Raw genomic sequence first — 15,063 nt, 5'->3', positions numbered from 1 at the left:
TTACGGCAAAAGGAAGCCATGCTCAGCATCCGCAACCTGTCCAAGACCTACGCCAACGGCGTGCGCGCGTTGCGCGACATCTCGCTGGACATCCCCAACGGCATGTTCGGCCTGCTGGGCCCGAACGGCGCGGGCAAATCCTCGCTGATGCGCACCATCGCCACCCTGCAGGACCCGGACGAGGGCACGATCCGGCTCGACGACATGGACCTGCAGGCCGACAAGCAGGCCACCCGCCGCCTGCTCGGCTACCTGCCGCAGGAATTCGGCGTGTATCCCAAGGTGTCGGCGGAGGCGATGCTGGACCATTTCGCGGTGCTCAAGGGCGTCACCGCGAAGGGCGAGCGGCGCGAGCTGGTGGAGGCGCTGCTGCGCCAGGTGAACCTGTGGGACGTGCGCAAGCGCAAGCTGGGCAGCTTCTCCGGCGGCATGCGCCAGCGTTTCGGCATCGCCCAGGCGCTGATCGGCGATCCCCGGCTGGTGATCGTGGACGAGCCCACCGCGGGTCTCGATCCCGAGGAACGCAACCGCTTCCTCAACCTGCTGGCCGAGATCGGCGAGCGCGTGGTGGTGATCCTCTCCACCCACATCGTGGAAGACGTCACCGACCTCTGCCAGCGCATGGCGATCATCGGCCAGGGCCAGCTGCTGCTGGCCGGCGAGCCGCGCGAGGCGATCCACGCCCTGGAAGGCCGGGTCTGGCGGCGCACGATCGACAAGGCCGCGCTGGACGGCTACCGCGCCCGCATGAACATCCTCTCCACCCGCCTCGCCGGCGGCCGCACCCTGCTGCACGTGCTGGCCGACAGCCTGCCCGAGGAAGGCTTCGAGCCGGTCGCGCCCGACCTGGAAGACGTGTATTTCGGCCACCTGCGTGCGCAGGCCACCGCGCGCGCCGCCTGACGCCGCGCCTGCCCGAAGGGAAACCATGTTCTCCGCCATCCTCCGCTTCGAGCTGCGCCAGCAACTGAAGGCGCCGCTGTTCTGGATCATCGCCTTCGTGTTCGCGGCGCTGGCCTTCATGTTCGCCAGCACCGACGCGGTGATGCTGGGCGGTGCCAGCGGCAACGTGCTGCGCAACGCGCCGCTGGTGATCGTGCGCCTGCTCGACAACTTCGCGCCGCTCTGCCTGCTGCTGGCGGCCGCCTTCGTGGCCGGCGCCGCGCTGCGCGATTTCGACCACGGCACGTCCGAACTGGTGTTCGCCACGCCGCTGCGCAAACGCGCCTACCTGGGCGGGCGCTTCGCCGCGGGCTACCTGGTGATGGTGGCGATCATGCTGCTGTGCGCGCTGGGCCTGGCCGCGGGCGGCAGCATGCCGTGGGTCGATGCGGCGCGGCTGGGTCCGTCGGACTGGCACGGCTACGCCTGGGCGTTCGGCGTGATGGTGCTGCCGAACCTGCTGTTCATCGCCGCCGTGCTGTTCCTGCTCGCCACCGCCACGCGCTCGCTGCTGGCCACGCTGATCGGCGTGATCGCCTTCATCGTGCTGCTCTCGATCGCCAGGCTGCTGACCCAGGACGTGAGCCACCACGCGCTGGCGGCGATCCTCGACCCGTTCGGCGGCCGCACCCTGCAGATCGCCACCCGCTACTGGACGCCGGAGCAGATCAACCGCCAACTGCCGCCGTTGCACGGCCTGCTGCTGTTCAACCGGCTGCTGTGGACCGGCGTCGCCGTGCTGCTGGCCGGCGTCGCGTTCGCCCTGTTCCGCACCGACCGCGAGGGCCTCCGGTTGCGCCGGGGCGCGCGGCGCGCCGAACCGCCGTTGCTGCGCCCGGCCGCGACGCCCGCCACGCTGGTGCTGCCCGCGGTGCGGCTGTCCGCCGGCTGGCGTGCACGGCTGGTCCAGTTCCGGTACCTGCTGGCGTTCGATGCCTGGAGCGTGCTGCGCGGTGTGCCGTTCCTGGTGATGCTGGCCTTCGGTCTCGTCAACACGCTGTTCGCGTACGCACTGGTGGCGCGCATCTACGGCACGCCCACCTGGCCGGTGACGCACAACATGCTGGAAATGCAGCGTTCCGGCATGCAGTGGCTGCTCTACATCATCGTGATGTTCTACGCCGGCGAACTGGTATGGCGCGAGCGCAACCTGCGCACGGCCGAAGTCAGCGACGCGTTTCCCCTACCGGACTGGATCACGCTGGCCGCCAAGCTGAGCGCGCTGCTGGCAGTGATCGTGGCGTTCCTCGGCGCAGGCGCCGTGCTGGGCGTCGGCTGGCAGCTGGGCCACGGCTACACGCACATCGAGCCGGGGCTGTACCTGGCCACGCTGGCGTTGCAGGCGATCCCGTTCGTGTTGCTGGCGGTGCTGGCGCTGTTTCTGCAGGTGGCCACCAACAACCGCTATCTCGGCTACCTGCTCGTGGTCCTGTGGTTCGTCTGCCAGCTCGCCTTTCCCTGGCTGCACTGGGACCACAACCTGTACAACTACGCCGGCGCGCCGGACGTGCCGTACTCGGACATGAACGGCTTTGGCCACTTCCTCGTCGGCGCGCTGTGGTTCGACGCCTATTGGGCCTGCCTCGCGCTGGCGATGCTGGTGCTGACCGCGCTGCTGTGGGTGCGCGGCACCGGCCAAAGCTGGCGCGAACGCCTGCGCGAAGGGCGGGCACGCCTGCGCCCGGCATCGGCGGCCGTGCTGGCTGTTGCGCTGCTGGGCTTCGTGGCCTTGGGCGGGTGGATCTTCTACAACACCAACGTCCTTAACCATTACGAGAACGGCACCGCGCAGAAACGCGAACAGGCCGACTACGAGAAGCAGTACGCGAAATACGCCAGCCTTCCGCAGCCGCGCATCACCGCGGTGAAGGCCGACGTGGACATCTATCCGTACCAGCGCCGGCTGCGCATCCACGCGCACTACACCCTGGTCAACAAGCAGGATGTCCCGGTGACCGAGCTGCTGGTGAACTACGCCGACGACTTCGCACCGGAGACGCTCGCGTTCGCGCCGCACGACACCGCGAGCTTCGACAAGCGCCTCGGCGTGGCCATCTACAAGCTGAAGACGCCGCTGGCGCCCGGCGCCTCGATGCCGTTCGATTTCGACATCGACTACGCGCCCAGGGGCTTCACCAACGACACCGGCGAGACCTTCCTGGTGCACAACGGCACGTTCTTCAACAGCAGCAAGCTGCCGCAGTTCGGCTACCAGGCCGGCAACCAGCTCACCGACCGCAACGACCGCCGCAAATACGGCCTCAAGCTCGACGTGCCGCGCATGCCGCCGCTGGGCGACGAGCAGGCGCGCGCCAACACCTACATCAGCAACGACGCCGACTGGATCAGTTTCGACACCACCGTCTCAACCGCCGCCGACCAGATCGCACTGGCGCCGGGCACGCTGCAGAAGGAATGGACGGAGGGCAATCGCCGCTACTTCCACTACGTGATGCAGCAGCCGATGCTGAACTTCTTCTCCTGGCTTTCCGCGCGCTACGCGGTGAAGAGCATGGACTGGAAGGGCGTGCAGATCTCGGTCTACTACAACCCCGCGCATGCCTGGAACGTGGACCGCATGATCGAGGGCGCGAAGGATGCGCTGGACTACTACGACAGCCACTACACGCCGTACCAGTTCAAGCAGCTGCGCATCCTGGAGTTCCCCGGCTACGCCTCGTTCGCGCAGTCCTTCGCCAACACCATCCCGTACTCCGAGTCGATCGGCTTCATCGCCGACCTGCGCGACCAGAGCCAGATCGACTACGTGTACTACGTCACCGCGCACGAGGTGGCGCACCAGTGGTGGGCGCACCGGGTGATCGGCGCGGACATGCAGGGCTCGACCATGCTCAGCGAATCGCTGGCGCAATACAGCGCGCTGATGGTGATGAAGCACAAGTACGGCGCCGACCAGATGCGCAAGTTCCTGAAATACGAACTGGACAAGTACCTGGCGGGGCGCGCCACCGACAAGGTGGCCGAAGAGCCGCTGGCGAAGGTGGAGAACGAGCAGTACATCCACTACAACAAGGGCTCGCTGATCTTCTACGCGCTGCAGGACTACGTGGGCGAGGACAGGCTCGACGCGGTCCTGAAGCAATTCCTGGTCGACAAGGGCTTCCAGCAGCCGCCCTACACCACCTCGAAGGAATTCATGGACGCGCTGTCCGCCGCACTGGGGCCGAAGTGGCAACCGCTGCTGGACGACTTCTTCTGGCGGATCACCCTGTTCGACGACCGCATGCTCGACGCCACCGCGAAGAAATTGCCGGACGGCAGGTACGAGGTGACGATGAAGGTGCATGCCGGCATGGCCTGGGCCGACGGCAAGGGCAAGGAGACCGCGGCCGCACCGAACATCCCGATCGAGATCGGCGTGTTCGCCGCCTCGCCCGGCGACGGCAGGGACGGCAAACCGCTCTACCTCGAAAAGCGCATGCTGCCCGACGGCGACAGCAGCCTCACCGTGACCGTGGACGGCAAGCCTGCGATGGCCGGCATCGACCCGTACAACGAGCTGATCGACAGGGTGCCCGACGACAATCGCAAGGCGGTGACGCTGCAGTAGCGGCGTCGTCGGCGAACTGCGGGCGGGGGTGCCTGCGCCTGGACCTTGCCGCGGTTTCGCGCCGCTGGCGCGGGCCCGTATCTGCGCTCCGCAAGGCGGTTCCGGGCGCCTGCCGGCCTGTCACGCCCCTGCACCATCCTTCGATGGCGCTTGCACCACACTCACTTCGTGCGCCGTCGCCGGCAAGCTGAGTTCACCCGCATCGATGCGCCGTTTCACCGCGCGCAGCAACGCGGTCTGCGTGGCCCACACGTCGGGGCTCTTCACCCAGCCGCGCAGCACCAGGGTCACGGTCTGGCCAGCGATGCCGTCCACCCACACACTTGGCGCAGGCTCGGCCAGCACCAGCGGCTCGTCTGCCAGTAACTGCTGCAGCATGGTCATCACCTGTGTGAGGTCGTCGCGCCAGCCCGCGCCGATCTTCAGGTCGACCCGGCGCGTGCCACGGCGATTGAAGTTGAGGATCGCATCGCTGCCCACCTTGGCGTTCGGCACGATCGCCTCGCGGTTGTCCGGCAGCACGAGCAAGGTGTGCATCAGGTTGATGCTCTGCACGGTGCCGTCGATGCCGCCGGCGGTGACGTAATCACCCACCCGGAACGGGCGGAACATGATCAGCAGCACGCCCCAGGCGAGGTTGGAGAGCGAGCCCTGCAGGGCCAGGCCGATCGCCAGCCCTGCCGTACCCAGCGCAGCCACCATGGGCGCCGGCGACACGCCCAGCGCGGCCAGTGCCATCGCCACCAGCACCGCGATCAGCACGCCGTAGACCAGGTTGCGCAGGAAGCCGACCAGGGTGTCGTCCACCTTCGCCCGGTGCAACGCACGCTGGGTGAAATTCGCCAGTCGCGCGGCCAGCCACGCGCCGATCAGCAGGATCAGCAGGGCGCCGAGCAGGCGCGGACCGACGCTGGCCGCAATGGCAGAGAGATCCACGGAGGCAAGGCGCGTCAACAGTTCGTGCATGGCAGTCACTCGAAAAGGCAGGCGGCGAGCCTAGCAGCCGGATCGTGTTCGCCGCGTCCCCGCCCCTGCAGGTGTCGTGCAAAGAATCGCCTGGAGCGATTTTTGACATCGCGTCAGCGATGGCCCGAAGGGCGGCCGCCAGGGATGGTGGCCGCAAAAAAAATGCCGCGGGCGGCATCACGCCGGGCGCGGCATGTCACCGTGCGGGGAGCGCACGGATTTTGGGGGAATCAGCGCCGGGCGACTTCGTCGCTGGCAGCGCTGCTCTGGCTGTCCTTGCCCTTGCGGTCCCGATTGTCCGTCAGCAATTGCAGTGGCTGGCCGTTGGCGAGACGAAACTGGAACTGTTGCTGCAGGTCGCTCAGCTCCGCCAGGCGCGGGCAGATCGCCTTGGCGCGCGCCTCCAGCCGACTCGAGCGCGCCTTCATCTCCTTCTCCATCGACTGGTCGACCGTGTCGGCCCGGGCCTCAAGCTCGCTGGCCCGCCCGGTGAACAGCGACCACATCACGCTGCGTGTCAGTGAACTGGCCAATTGATTGCTGGCCGTGGTGACCGGTTGCTCGATCGCATCGGCGAAGTCCTGCTGGCTCCAGTGATCGGCGTTGATGCTGCCCGCCAGCCCGCGCAGTGCTTCCATGCGCGACTGGTTGAGCTGGCGCACCAGTGCGTCACGGTGGTGCTGGCTGCCGCCCAGCGTGGCAGCCACGGTGGCCAGCGCATCGAACGCGATGCCGACCGCCTCGTGCGCGATGCCCGCCATCTCGGGCAGCAAGCTGCGCATGTCCCCCTCATAGCTGCGCAGCCGCCCCGCATCGTCCGCCGACACCGCGACCGGCCTGCCATCGACGCGCAACGTGCCGTCGTGCATGAAGATCTCGTTCGGCTGCGCGCCGCTGCGGTTGAAATCGATGCCGCCGGGCGTCACCCGCACGTCGTAATTGCTGTTGTAGCCGCACTGGTCGCCGTGGACATGGACCTCGGCCGCCTGCGTCTGCGCGCCGAGGACAAGGCCGAAGGCGAAGACGAGCGTCGCGACCGTGCCGTGTCTGGACATGGGAACCTCCCGTGGCATGGGCCCCTGCGGCCCGGTGCAGGCTTGGATGCGCCGGCATGCCCGAAAGGTTTGATCATGTGACTCGTGGCGGCATGCGCCATGCGTCATGCCCTGCCATCAGTCACGGGCGACGCGGCCCGAGAGCGTCGTCAGCGGCTGCGCTCGTCGATATCGCTGACGCGGCCGTCGACCAGGGTGACCACGATCACCCGGCCATCGCGGCGGTATTGCCATTGCTCGCCGCGCGCCTTGTCTCCCTGGGCCGCACGCGCACGCTTCCCGCGGTGGCCGCCGCCGCGGGCAGCATTGCGGCGCGACTTGTGCACAGGCTTGCCAAGCAGTGCAGTCACCGTGGCGGCGCTGTCACCCACCACCAGCACGCGGCTGCCCACGCGCAGGCTGTCCGAAGCGGAAGCGCCAGCGGCAACAGCGAACAGGAGGCAGGCCAGCAGACCGGCCAGCAGGCGACGATGCATGACAGGCTCCCCGTGCAACGGGCGCGATTGCGCCCTGCCATGCAGGCTAGCTCGCCATGGCGATGCCGGTCATAGCCGAATGTCGGGGATCGGGTGGGCGCGACACGCGCCATCGTGTAGTCGCATGCCGCGGATCACCGCATCAGGAATGTGCGGCGCCGTCCAGGCTGTGCATGTCCAGATGGATGCCGCGCAAGCGCGGCAGTTGCCGGCGCAAGCCTTGGGCAGACTCCTCCGGCAAGTTGGCGATCGCATGCTCGAAGGCGCGCAGCAGGGCGCTCTCGTCCTGCGCCAGGGCGTGAATCCAGGTGTTGTCGCGCCGCGTGGCGGTGCGCGCCATGCCATCCACCATCCGGCAGCGCAGCGCGGCCCGCCAGCTGCCGTGCGTGCGTGGCTCTTCGCCAGCCAGCTCCACCTCGTGCTGCAGCTCGACCACCAGGGTGGCGAGCGCCTGGGCATCCTCGTCCAGCACCGCGCGCAGGCCTGGCTCGCTCACCGCCAGGGCGGCGTGGCGATACAGGTGGCACAGGTCGATGCCACGGCGAATCAGCTGGTTGCAGGTGGTGTGGGTGACGCTCGATGCCACGTTCGCCCCCGGGGCGGGTGTGAGGGAAGGTGGCGTTATCCTCGTCCATGGCTACTTAGCCGGAGATTAATCCGCGGCGGGATCAGGGCTTGCAGCCGCAGCCGTGATGCCTGGCGAAACCAGCCGGTTACGATGCCGTTCAATGACCGATCTGCAGCAAGTCCAGCGGTCGGCCGCGGCTGTCGTGCAGACCCTGCTGCAGCGTGGCCAGCTGCCGGATCGCCGGGCACAGCGCCTCGACCTGGGGCCGCAGTGCCTGCATTCGCTGGCGCATGCGCGGCTCCAGTTGCGTGGCCAGGTTCGCCGCGCGGTCGCGCAGCGTGGTCGCCGTCTGCAGATCGCCGCCGAGGGCGGCGTCGAGCGCCTGCTGGCCAAGGTCGGCTGCGATCAGCGGCAGCAGATCGCCCTCGATCTGGCTGATGGTCCGGTCCATCGCACCGCCCTGCCAGTCGTGCGTGCTGTTGCTGGTTGCGATGCGCTGCTTGAGGCTGGCCGCATCCGTCTGCAGCCGGCCATCCAGCTCGACCCGGGTGTCGGCGCCGAGGCCCATGCCTGCCGCTTCTTCGCGCAGCCCCTGCACTGCGATGTCCACGCCATGTTGCGCCACGTTGCGCACGCGCGGCGCCAGCGCGCGCAGGTCGCGCTCGAACAGGCTCAGGCGATCCTGCTCCTCGGCATTCAACGACACGGCCACGCCGTCAGTGCGCAATGTGCCTTGACCCAGCTCCACCCGCGTGGGCGCAGGCCCCGGACGATCGAACAGCACGCTGCCCGGCCGCAGCGTCACGTCGTAGCTGCTAGTGGCACGGCAGGTGCTGGCCAGATCCTGCGCCTGCAATGGCAGCGCGGCAAACAGTGGCAGCAGGAACAACAACGACAAACGGCAGCGGCGCATCAGGGGAATTCCGCAGATCAAGATGGCGCAGCGATACCTGCATCCGGAGCAACCCATGCTGAACATGCAATAGCCCGGCATGCCACTGCATGGCCCGAACCCATGCCGGGTTCGGCCAACCACGCTCATGCTCAGCGGCGATGGCGGAACTGCATGCTTACCGCCGGCGTACCCAGGCGCCAGGCCAGCCACAACAGCACGGGGATCGCGACGGCCTTCAGCGCCAGCGTGATGCGGTAGACGCGCCGGGCATGCACCACGGCGTTGCGCAGGATGGCATCGTGGCCGAGCTGGGCCAGCGCGTCGGCGCTGGCGCGGTCGAACTGCGGCCACCGCGCCAGCATCATGCCGCCGCTGACCAATGCCCACAGCACCAGCACGCCGGTGGCCACGCGCAGCGGCATGCGTGCCCAGGCCTGGCGCAGGATGCAGCCAGCGCACAGCACGATGATGGCAAATGCGGCCAGCAGGTAAGCGATGTCCCAGGCCAGCATGTGGTGCATCGCGACGGTGTCGGTCGGCGACAGGTTCGCCCGCTGCGCCCACAGCAGTTGCGCGTGATTGAGGTACTGCACGCAGCCGAACGCAGCCAGCAGCAGCAGCAACCAGACCACCACGCGCCAGATCGCGAAACCACGTGGAGCGTGGCCGGCCCCGGCCGGTGCCGTCGCCATCATCAGGGTGCCACCTTCTGCAAGGCGGCGAGGTCGGCCAGCACCTGGCCGGAGTTCGCCTTGGGATCGACATCGACGTAGACCTTGGCGATCCTGCCCTGCGGGTCGATCAGGAAAGTGGTGCGCTTGGCGTAGTGGATGCCCACCATGCTGCCGAGTACGCCGTATTCGGTGGCCGCCTTGCGATCCGTGTCAGCCAGCAGCGGGAACGGCACGTGGTATTTGGCGGCGAAGTCGGCATGCGACTTCACGTCGTCCAGGCTGACGCCCACCACCGAGGCACCCGCCTGGCGCAGCTTGGCGATGTCGTCGCGGAAGGTGCACACCTCGGTGGTGCAGCCGGGGGTGAAGTCCTTGGGATAGAAGTACAGCACCAGCCAGTGGCCGTGATAGTCGGCAGGGCTGCGCCAGTGGCCGTCCTGGTCCTGCAGGCGGAAGGCAGGCGCGGCAGTGCCGGCCTTGGGCAATGCATCGGCGGCAAGTACAGGCGCGGTCAACAAGCTGCACAGCAAGGTCAGCACGAACAGCAGCGGCAGGCGGCGCATGGGTGTCCTCCGGAACGGAACGGCATTGCCCAGTGTACGCGAAGGGCGCCTTGCGGCGCCCTTCGCGGCACTCCCGTGTCGATTGCTCAGCGGCGGCTGATGCTGAACTTGCCCACCGACACGCCCAGGTTGATGCCCTCGCCGTGGCCGGCCAGCGCCAGCGAGGTGGTGCCCTTGGTCAGCACCTGGGCGGTGCCGCTCTTCACCACGCCGGCCTCGGCGCCCGCCTGCGCGTAGTCGCCGAACACGTCGTCGATGCCACGCACGTGGGTGATGTCGCCGGTGCCGTGGTCGATGCGGTATTTGCCGGCGGTGAGGCCGCCGCCCACCACCGAGATCTTCACTGCGGCCTGCTGGCCGTCATCGCAGCGCACGGTGCCGCTGCCTTCGGCGTGCTTGTAGATGATCGACCAGCCCGACAGGTTGAAGTCGAGATGGCATTTCACGTCGGCCTTCGCGGCATGCGCGGGCATGACCGGCAACGCCGTCAGGACGCCGGTACCCAGCAGCAGGGCGGCGGTCAGGGCGAGTGTGTGCTTGCTCATCAGGCTTCTCCTTTTTCAGTGGCGCCATCTGGTGCGGAACCCGTTTCCACCCGGTCGTCCGGAGGAACGTGCGATCCAGCATCGACAGCCCCCCGTGACGGGCATGTGAGCCATGCACGGTTCCATTCATCTTGATGTTTCGCTAACACCATCCCGTTCAGACTTCTTCACCCAACGACGATGTTTCGTCCCGGAAGGAGCGCGCATGCCCAAGTATTTGCTGGTCGGTTACGACGGATCGGACGCCGCCCGCCGCGCGTTCGCGTTCGCGATGGAGCTGGCCCGCGCCTGCGGCGGGCGGGTGCGCGTGGTGTCGGTATTGCAGGTGGCCGAAGGCGGCGACACCTGTGCCCTGATGATGACCGACTCCGGCACCCAGCGCGTGCAGGAACTGCGGGACGAGCTGGCCACGATCGCACCGGACACCACCAGCCTCGTCGATGTCGAGCTGACTCACGGCAGTCCCGGGGACGTGCTGCTCGGCCAGGTCGGCCAGCACGGCATCGACCACATCGTGATCGGCCATACCGAGCGCGGCGCGCTGGCGCGCTGGCTGCTCGGCTCGGTTTCCACCAACGTGCTGGCACGCGCCCATGTACCGGTGACCGTGGTGCGCTGAGCGGCGCGGTCAGCCGGCGGCTGCCGGCTGCCGCGGTTCGGCATTGATCTCGCGCTGGGCCTGTTGCTCCAGCTTCAGCTTCGCCACGTCGATCGGGCGGATCTTCGAGATGAAGCATGGCGGATAGCCGCGACCGACGAGCACCTTGTCGAAATTCACCGACACCTCGCCCGCGAAGGAGGTGAGCCCGATCGCATTGGTGAACCCCAGGTTCTGGCAGGGACTCACGTCCAGCAGCCAGGCGCGGTTGATCTGGGTGTAGATGGCCACCTGGCTGTCGCCCAGCGGCTCCCACGAGTACAGGTTGAAGAAATGGAAGCTGCGCACCGGCGCACCGGCCGCCGCCGCGTAGGCGGCCTGACGCTGGGCCACCCGCTGTGCATACGGCACGCTGGAACATGCAGCCAGCACCGCCACCAGTGCGAAGACCATCCACGAAGCCTTGCAGGACATGGCTGCATCCTCCATTCGTCGATACGCACTGAAACGCGTGAGCGACCGGCGGGTGCACGCGCCCGGCATCACTTCTTGCCGGTCTTCTTCGGCAACGGCTGCCACTGGTCGGGCACGAAGCCGCCGACTTCGTAGAGCAGGCTCAGCTTCTTCTCGCCGTCCTGCATGGTGACGTCCAGGCTGACCTTCTTCGTCTTCTCCAGCAGCGCGATGAAGGCCTTGTCGTCGCGGATCATCAGCGCCGGCTCGCCGGTGGATGGGGCGTAGGCCTTGATCGCGTGCGGCTTGTCGTCGAACTTCGCCGCGATGGTGCAGTTGCCCTTGCAGACGAAGCCGTGGCCGTCGCTGAACAGGAAGGCGCTCTGGCCCCAGCTGGTGTGCCGGCGCAGTACCAGCCGCACGTGCACGTCGGTAGGCTGGCTGTTGTAGATCGCCGCGGTGGACTGGGTGCCGCCGGCCATCGGCGCCACCTGGTACTGCCACAGTGCGGCGAGGCGCGCCTTCTCGCTGTTCTCCTTCCAGCGCTTCTCGATCCCGGGCAGGGTCTGCTGCACCTCCTTCGCCGCGGCGCTGTTGGGGAAGCGCTGCACGATGTCCTCGCCCATCGACGCCGCCATCTGGTCGTTGTGGATGCGCAGCAGCTGACGATAGGTGTCGAGATTGCGCGCCGCCTCGGCATCCTGGGCCTGGGCCTGCTGCTGTGCGGCATTCGGCGCGGGCGTGCTGCTCTGCGAGCAGCCGGCAAGAACCAAGGCGCCGGCAAGGGCGGCGACGGCGAGGCGGCGGGGCAGCGGCGGCAGGATCATCATCGGCGGGCATCCAGGGTGGAACCAGCGGCTAGCTTGGAACGATCACTCGCCACGATGCAAGGCTCACTCCGACATGGCCGGTTGTCCGTAGCGCTCACGCAGTGCGGCGCGGTAGCGCCGGCTGCACGGGATCGCGGTGCCGTCGCGCAGGCGCAGGCGCGCGTCGCCGGTTTCCAGCGGCTCGATCTCGGCGAGGTAGTCGAGATTGACGAAGTACCCGCGGTGCACGCGCAGGAAGCGCGCCGGGTCCAGCCGCCCCTCGATGGTGGCCATCGTGCTGCGCAGCGGGTAGTCGCGCCCGCGTACGTGCAGGTTCACGTAGTTTCCCGCGGCCTGCAGCCATTCGATCTCGCTGGCGTTGAGCAGGAATTCCTTGCCCAGCTTGCGCACCAGGAAGCGCGCAGGACGATCCACCGGTTCCACCGGCGGACCCTCGTCCGGCTCGGCCAGCAGCTTCGCCTCGCCCTGCTGGCGCAGCAGCCACAGCCGCGACAGGCAGATCAGCGCGATGATGAGGAAATAGCTGCGGATGTCCTTCAGGTACTCGTAGCCGAAGTTCGGCCACCACGCGCCGAAACGGTAGTGCTGGCCGACCATCCCGTAAGCCAGCTTGCGCAGCCCGGCCATGCCGGCCACGTGCACCAGGCTGAACGGCACGCTGGCCAGCAGATGCCACGGCAGGCTGTGGCGCCACGTATCGAAGCGGAACGGCCAGCGCCGCTCCACCGCCTTCACGAAGGGGATCAGCAGCAGGACCAGCAGCGCGCTGCTCGATTCCCTCACCCACGGTTCCCAGGCCGCCGTGCGGGCATCGTCGATCTGCGCAACGATGCAGTTGAACACCGTGTTGAGGGTGTACAGCGCCACCCAGAAGGCCACCTCGACCGAGGGGCGCCAACGCTGGAAATCCCTGTATCCGATATCCGACTGCTCGTTCATGCCGGCGATTCTACGTGGCCGTGGCGGAATCCCCATGCGTCCCGTCCCACGCCGTGGTCGATTCGTCCCTGGTGGCCCGCGATCCGTCACCCCACGCTGGGATTGGCGGCGACACGGGCCCATGCTGGCCGCCGTCCATCCCGTCCGGAGCGATACGATGAAAAGGCGCGACTTGCTGAAGGCTGCCGTCACCCTGCCCCTGCTGCCCTTGCTGATGCGCGGCGGCACGGCCTTGGCGCGCGGTGCCGGCACCCTCGCCACCACCTTGCGCTCGCGGGTACGCCCGGGCCAGCCGGGCTGGCCCACGGCCGCGGAATGGGAGCAACTGAAACGGCAGGTCGGCGGCCGGCTGCTGAAGCTGGAATCGCCGTTCGCCCCCTGCGGCGCGGCGCCGTCAGACAGCGCCTGCGCGCAGGTGCTCAAGCAGCTGGACAACCCGTTCGCGGTGGGCGACAACCCCGCGCTGACCCAGACCAGCGGCTGGGCCAATGCCTGGGCTTCGCAACCCAGCGCCTGGGCGGTGGCGGCAGAAAGCGCTGCCGACGTGGCCGCGGCCGTCAACTTCGCGCGCCAACACCACTTGCGGCTGGTGGTGAAGGGCGGCGGCCACAGCTACCAGGGCACCTCGGACGCGCCGGATTCGCTGCTGGTATGGACGCGCCACATGAACCAGGTGGACCTGCACGACGCCTTCGTGCCGCAGGGCTGCGCCGGCCACGTGGCACCGCAAACGGCGGCGAGCGTGCAAGCGGGCGCCATGTGGATCGACGCCTACAACGCCGTGACCACCCGTGGCGGCCGCTACGTGCAAGGCGGCGGCTGCACCACGGTGGGCGTGGCCGGGCTGGTGCAGAGCGGTGGCTTCGGCAGCTTCTCGAAGCGCTGGGGCACGGCCGCGTCCAACCTGCTGGAGGCGGAAGTGGTCACCGCCGACGGCCAGGTACGCATCGCCAATGCCCGCACGAACCCGGAGCTGTTCTGGGGCCTCAAGGGCGGCGGCGGCGGCAGCCTCGGCGTGGTCACGCGGCTGACCCTGCGCACGTTCGAGCTGCCCGGGTTCTTCGGCGCGGTCAACCTCACCATCAAGGCCGACTCGGCCGCGGCCTATCGGGCCTTGATCGCCGAGGCGATGGGCTTCTACCAGCGCGCGCTGTTCAACCCGCACTGGGGCGAGCAGATGAGATTCCATGGTGGCGACACTTTCGAAATTTCCATGGTGTTCCAGGGCCTCACCAGGCAGCAGGCCGAACAGACCTGGGCTCCTTTCCTCGACTGGGTGCGTGCCCGCAAGGATTGCCGCGTCACCCAACCGTTCCAGGCGCTGGCGGCACCAGCCCGACACTTCTGGGACGCCGAATTCCTGCGCAAATACCTGCCAAGCGCCATCGTGCCGGACGACCGGCCGGGCGCACCCAGCGATCACTTCGTGTGGGCCGGCGACCGCGAACAGGCGTGCTGGTTCATCCAGGGCTACCAATCGGCCTGGCTGCCGGCTGCGCTGCTGCAGCCGGGGCGGCAGGCGCGCCTGGTGGATGCCTTGTGCGAGGCCGCGCGGCACCAGGGCGTCTCTCTGCACTTCAACAAGGGGCTGGCCGGCGCACCGGCCGATGCGATCGCCCGCGCACGCGACACCGCCACCCATCCGCAAGTGCTGGACGCCTTCGCTCTCGCGATCAGCGCCAGCGGCGACGACCCCGCCTTTCCCGGCATGCCGGGCGCGAAACCCGACTTGGCCATGGCGCGGCGCATGGCGGCGGCCGTCGACAAGACAATGGACGCACTGCGCGCCGTGGCGCCCGATGCCGGTTCCTACGTCTCGGAAAGCGACTACTTCCTGCGCGACTGGCAGCAGGGATTCTGGGGCAGCAACTATCCGCGCCTCGCCGCGGCGAAGCGCCAGTACGACCCGGACGGCCTGTTCTTCGTGCACCACGGCGTCGGCAGCGAGGACTGGAACGCGGATGGCTTCACCCGATTGCGGACGTAGC

Annotated in this window: 15 protein-coding genes; 4 read left to right on the top strand and 11 right to left on the bottom strand. The window is 68.1% G+C overall.

Annotation, left to right across the window (positions count from 1 at the left end):
* Positions 1-18: 18 nt before the first annotated feature.
* Both ABQJ54_RS09915 and ABQJ54_RS09910 read left to right on the top strand, forming a co-directional pair.
* A complete protein-coding gene (locus ABQJ54_RS09915) occupies positions 19-903 on the top strand; it encodes an ABC transporter ATP-binding protein (RefSeq protein WP_367854132.1) in 885 nt (294 codons plus the stop codon).
* A gap of 25 nt (positions 904-928) precedes the next feature.
* Positions 929-4,513, top strand: a complete 3,585-nt coding sequence (locus tag ABQJ54_RS09910) for an ABC transporter permease/M1 family aminopeptidase (RefSeq protein WP_367854131.1) — start codon at positions 929-931, stop codon at positions 4,511-4,513.
* 120 nt (positions 4,514-4,633) lie between these two features.
* On the opposite strand, the gene ABQJ54_RS09905 is transcribed toward ABQJ54_RS09910, so the two are convergent.
* From ABQJ54_RS09905 to ABQJ54_RS09870, 8 genes are all read right to left on the bottom strand, one after another.
* The gene (locus ABQJ54_RS09905) at positions 4,634-5,479 is read right to left on the bottom strand and encodes a mechanosensitive ion channel family protein (RefSeq protein ID WP_367854130.1); all 846 of its coding nucleotides are present in this window, start codon (positions 5,477-5,479) and stop codon (positions 4,634-4,636) included.
* Between the two features lie 230 nt (positions 5,480-5,709).
* Positions 5,710-6,534, bottom strand: a complete 825-nt coding sequence (locus ABQJ54_RS09900; RefSeq protein WP_367854129.1) for a DUF2884 family protein — start codon at positions 6,532-6,534, stop codon at positions 5,710-5,712.
* A 149-nt stretch (positions 6,535-6,683) separates the two neighbouring features.
* Entirely contained in the window at positions 6,684-7,010 is a 327-nt protein-coding gene (locus tag ABQJ54_RS09895; RefSeq protein WP_367854128.1) for a DUF2845 domain-containing protein, read from the bottom strand.
* 142 nt (positions 7,011-7,152) lie between these two features.
* Positions 7,153-7,596, bottom strand: coding sequence for a PA2169 family four-helix-bundle protein (locus tag ABQJ54_RS09890; RefSeq protein WP_367854127.1), 444 nt, complete (start codon positions 7,594-7,596; stop codon positions 7,153-7,155).
* Between the two features lie 139 nt (positions 7,597-7,735).
* A complete protein-coding gene (locus tag ABQJ54_RS09885) occupies positions 7,736-8,491 on the bottom strand; it encodes a DUF2884 family protein (protein WP_367854126.1) in 756 nt (251 codons plus the stop codon).
* 131 nt (positions 8,492-8,622) lie between these two features.
* On the bottom strand, positions 8,623-9,168 hold the full coding sequence (locus ABQJ54_RS09880) for a hypothetical protein (RefSeq protein ID WP_367854125.1): 546 nt from the start codon (positions 9,166-9,168) through the stop codon (positions 8,623-8,625).
* Positions 9,168-9,710, bottom strand: a complete 543-nt coding sequence (locus tag ABQJ54_RS09875) for a peroxiredoxin (RefSeq protein ID WP_367854124.1) — start codon at positions 9,708-9,710, stop codon at positions 9,168-9,170. Before ABQJ54_RS09875 ends, ABQJ54_RS09880 begins: the two co-directional genes overlap by 1 nt.
* A gap of 86 nt (positions 9,711-9,796) precedes the next feature.
* The gene (locus ABQJ54_RS09870; protein WP_367854123.1) at positions 9,797-10,255 is read right to left on the bottom strand and encodes a hypothetical protein; all 459 of its coding nucleotides are present in this window, start codon (positions 10,253-10,255) and stop codon (positions 9,797-9,799) included.
* 205 nt (positions 10,256-10,460) lie between these two features.
* Here ABQJ54_RS09870 and ABQJ54_RS09865 point away from each other — a divergent pair, with 205 nt between their 5' ends.
* Entirely contained in the window at positions 10,461-10,874 is a 414-nt protein-coding gene (locus ABQJ54_RS09865) for a universal stress protein (RefSeq protein ID WP_367854122.1), read from the top strand.
* Between the two features lie 9 nt (positions 10,875-10,883).
* Here the strand turns inward: ABQJ54_RS09865 and ABQJ54_RS09860 are convergent, their stop codons facing one another.
* The 3 genes from ABQJ54_RS09860 to ABQJ54_RS09850 form a co-directional block, all read right to left on the bottom strand.
* Positions 10,884-11,327, bottom strand: coding sequence for a DUF6491 family protein (locus ABQJ54_RS09860; RefSeq protein ID WP_367854121.1), 444 nt, complete (start codon positions 11,325-11,327; stop codon positions 10,884-10,886).
* Positions 11,328-11,395: 68 nt separating this feature from the next.
* Positions 11,396-12,133, bottom strand: coding sequence for a hypothetical protein (locus ABQJ54_RS09855; protein WP_437343343.1), 738 nt, complete (start codon positions 12,131-12,133; stop codon positions 11,396-11,398).
* Positions 12,134-12,199: 66 nt separating this feature from the next.
* A complete protein-coding gene (locus ABQJ54_RS09850) occupies positions 12,200-13,075 on the bottom strand; it encodes a LytTR family DNA-binding domain-containing protein (RefSeq protein WP_367854119.1) in 876 nt (291 codons plus the stop codon).
* A 157-nt stretch (positions 13,076-13,232) separates the two neighbouring features.
* On the opposite strand from ABQJ54_RS09850, the gene ABQJ54_RS09845 reads away from it, so the two are divergent.
* Positions 13,233-15,062, top strand: coding sequence for an FAD-binding oxidoreductase (locus ABQJ54_RS09845; protein WP_367854118.1), 1,830 nt, complete (start codon positions 13,233-13,235; stop codon positions 15,060-15,062).
* Position 15,063 lies beyond the last annotated feature (1 nt).

The organism is Rhodanobacter lycopersici, assembly GCF_040812335.1.
Taxonomy (GTDB): Bacteria; Pseudomonadota; Gammaproteobacteria; order Xanthomonadales; family Rhodanobacteraceae; genus Rhodanobacter_A; species Rhodanobacter_A lycopersici.
The sequence above is the reverse complement of the archived record's forward strand: the minus strand, read 5'-3'. Positions and strand labels throughout refer to the sequence as shown.

What these genes read in the sequence shown, in the direction of transcription:
- ABQJ54_RS09870 (WP_367854123.1), bottom strand. Translation starts at nt 10,255, where the DNA reads ATGAGCAAGCACACACTCGCCCTGACCGCCGCCCTGCTGCTGGGTACC.
- ABQJ54_RS09865 (WP_367854122.1), top strand. Translation starts at nt 10,461, where the DNA reads ATGCCCAAGTATTTGCTGGTCGGTTACGACGGATCGGACGCCGCCCGC.
- ABQJ54_RS09915 (WP_367854132.1), top strand. Translation starts at nt 19, where the DNA reads ATGCTCAGCATCCGCAACCTGTCCAAGACCTACGCCAACGGCGTGCGC.
- ABQJ54_RS09880 (WP_367854125.1), bottom strand. Translation starts at nt 9,168, where the DNA reads ATGATGGCGACGGCACCGGCCGGGGCCGGCCACGCTCCACGTGGTTTC.
- ABQJ54_RS09850 (WP_367854119.1), bottom strand. Translation starts at nt 13,075, where the DNA reads ATGAACGAGCAGTCGGATATCGGATACAGGGATTTCCAGCGTTGGCGC.
- ABQJ54_RS09860 (WP_367854121.1), bottom strand. Translation starts at nt 11,327, where the DNA reads ATGTCCTGCAAGGCTTCGTGGATGGTCTTCGCACTGGTGGCGGTGCTG.
- ABQJ54_RS09900 (WP_367854129.1), bottom strand. Translation starts at nt 6,534, where the DNA reads ATGTCCAGACACGGCACGGTCGCGACGCTCGTCTTCGCCTTCGGCCTT.
- ABQJ54_RS09845 (WP_367854118.1), top strand. Translation starts at nt 13,233, where the DNA reads ATGAAAAGGCGCGACTTGCTGAAGGCTGCCGTCACCCTGCCCCTGCTG.
- ABQJ54_RS09910 (WP_367854131.1), top strand. Translation starts at nt 929, where the DNA reads ATGTTCTCCGCCATCCTCCGCTTCGAGCTGCGCCAGCAACTGAAGGCG.
- ABQJ54_RS09855 (WP_437343343.1), bottom strand. Translation starts at nt 12,133, where the DNA reads ATGATCCTGCCGCCGCTGCCCCGCCGCCTCGCCGTCGCCGCCCTTGCC.
- ABQJ54_RS09875 (WP_367854124.1), bottom strand. Translation starts at nt 9,710, where the DNA reads ATGCGCCGCCTGCCGCTGCTGTTCGTGCTGACCTTGCTGTGCAGCTTG.
- ABQJ54_RS09885 (WP_367854126.1), bottom strand. Translation starts at nt 8,491, where the DNA reads ATGCGCCGCTGCCGTTTGTCGTTGTTGTTCCTGCTGCCACTGTTTGCC.
- ABQJ54_RS09895 (WP_367854128.1), bottom strand. Translation starts at nt 7,010, where the DNA reads ATGCATCGTCGCCTGCTGGCCGGTCTGCTGGCCTGCCTCCTGTTCGCT.
- ABQJ54_RS09905 (WP_367854130.1), bottom strand. Translation starts at nt 5,479, where the DNA reads ATGCACGAACTGTTGACGCGCCTTGCCTCCGTGGATCTCTCTGCCATT.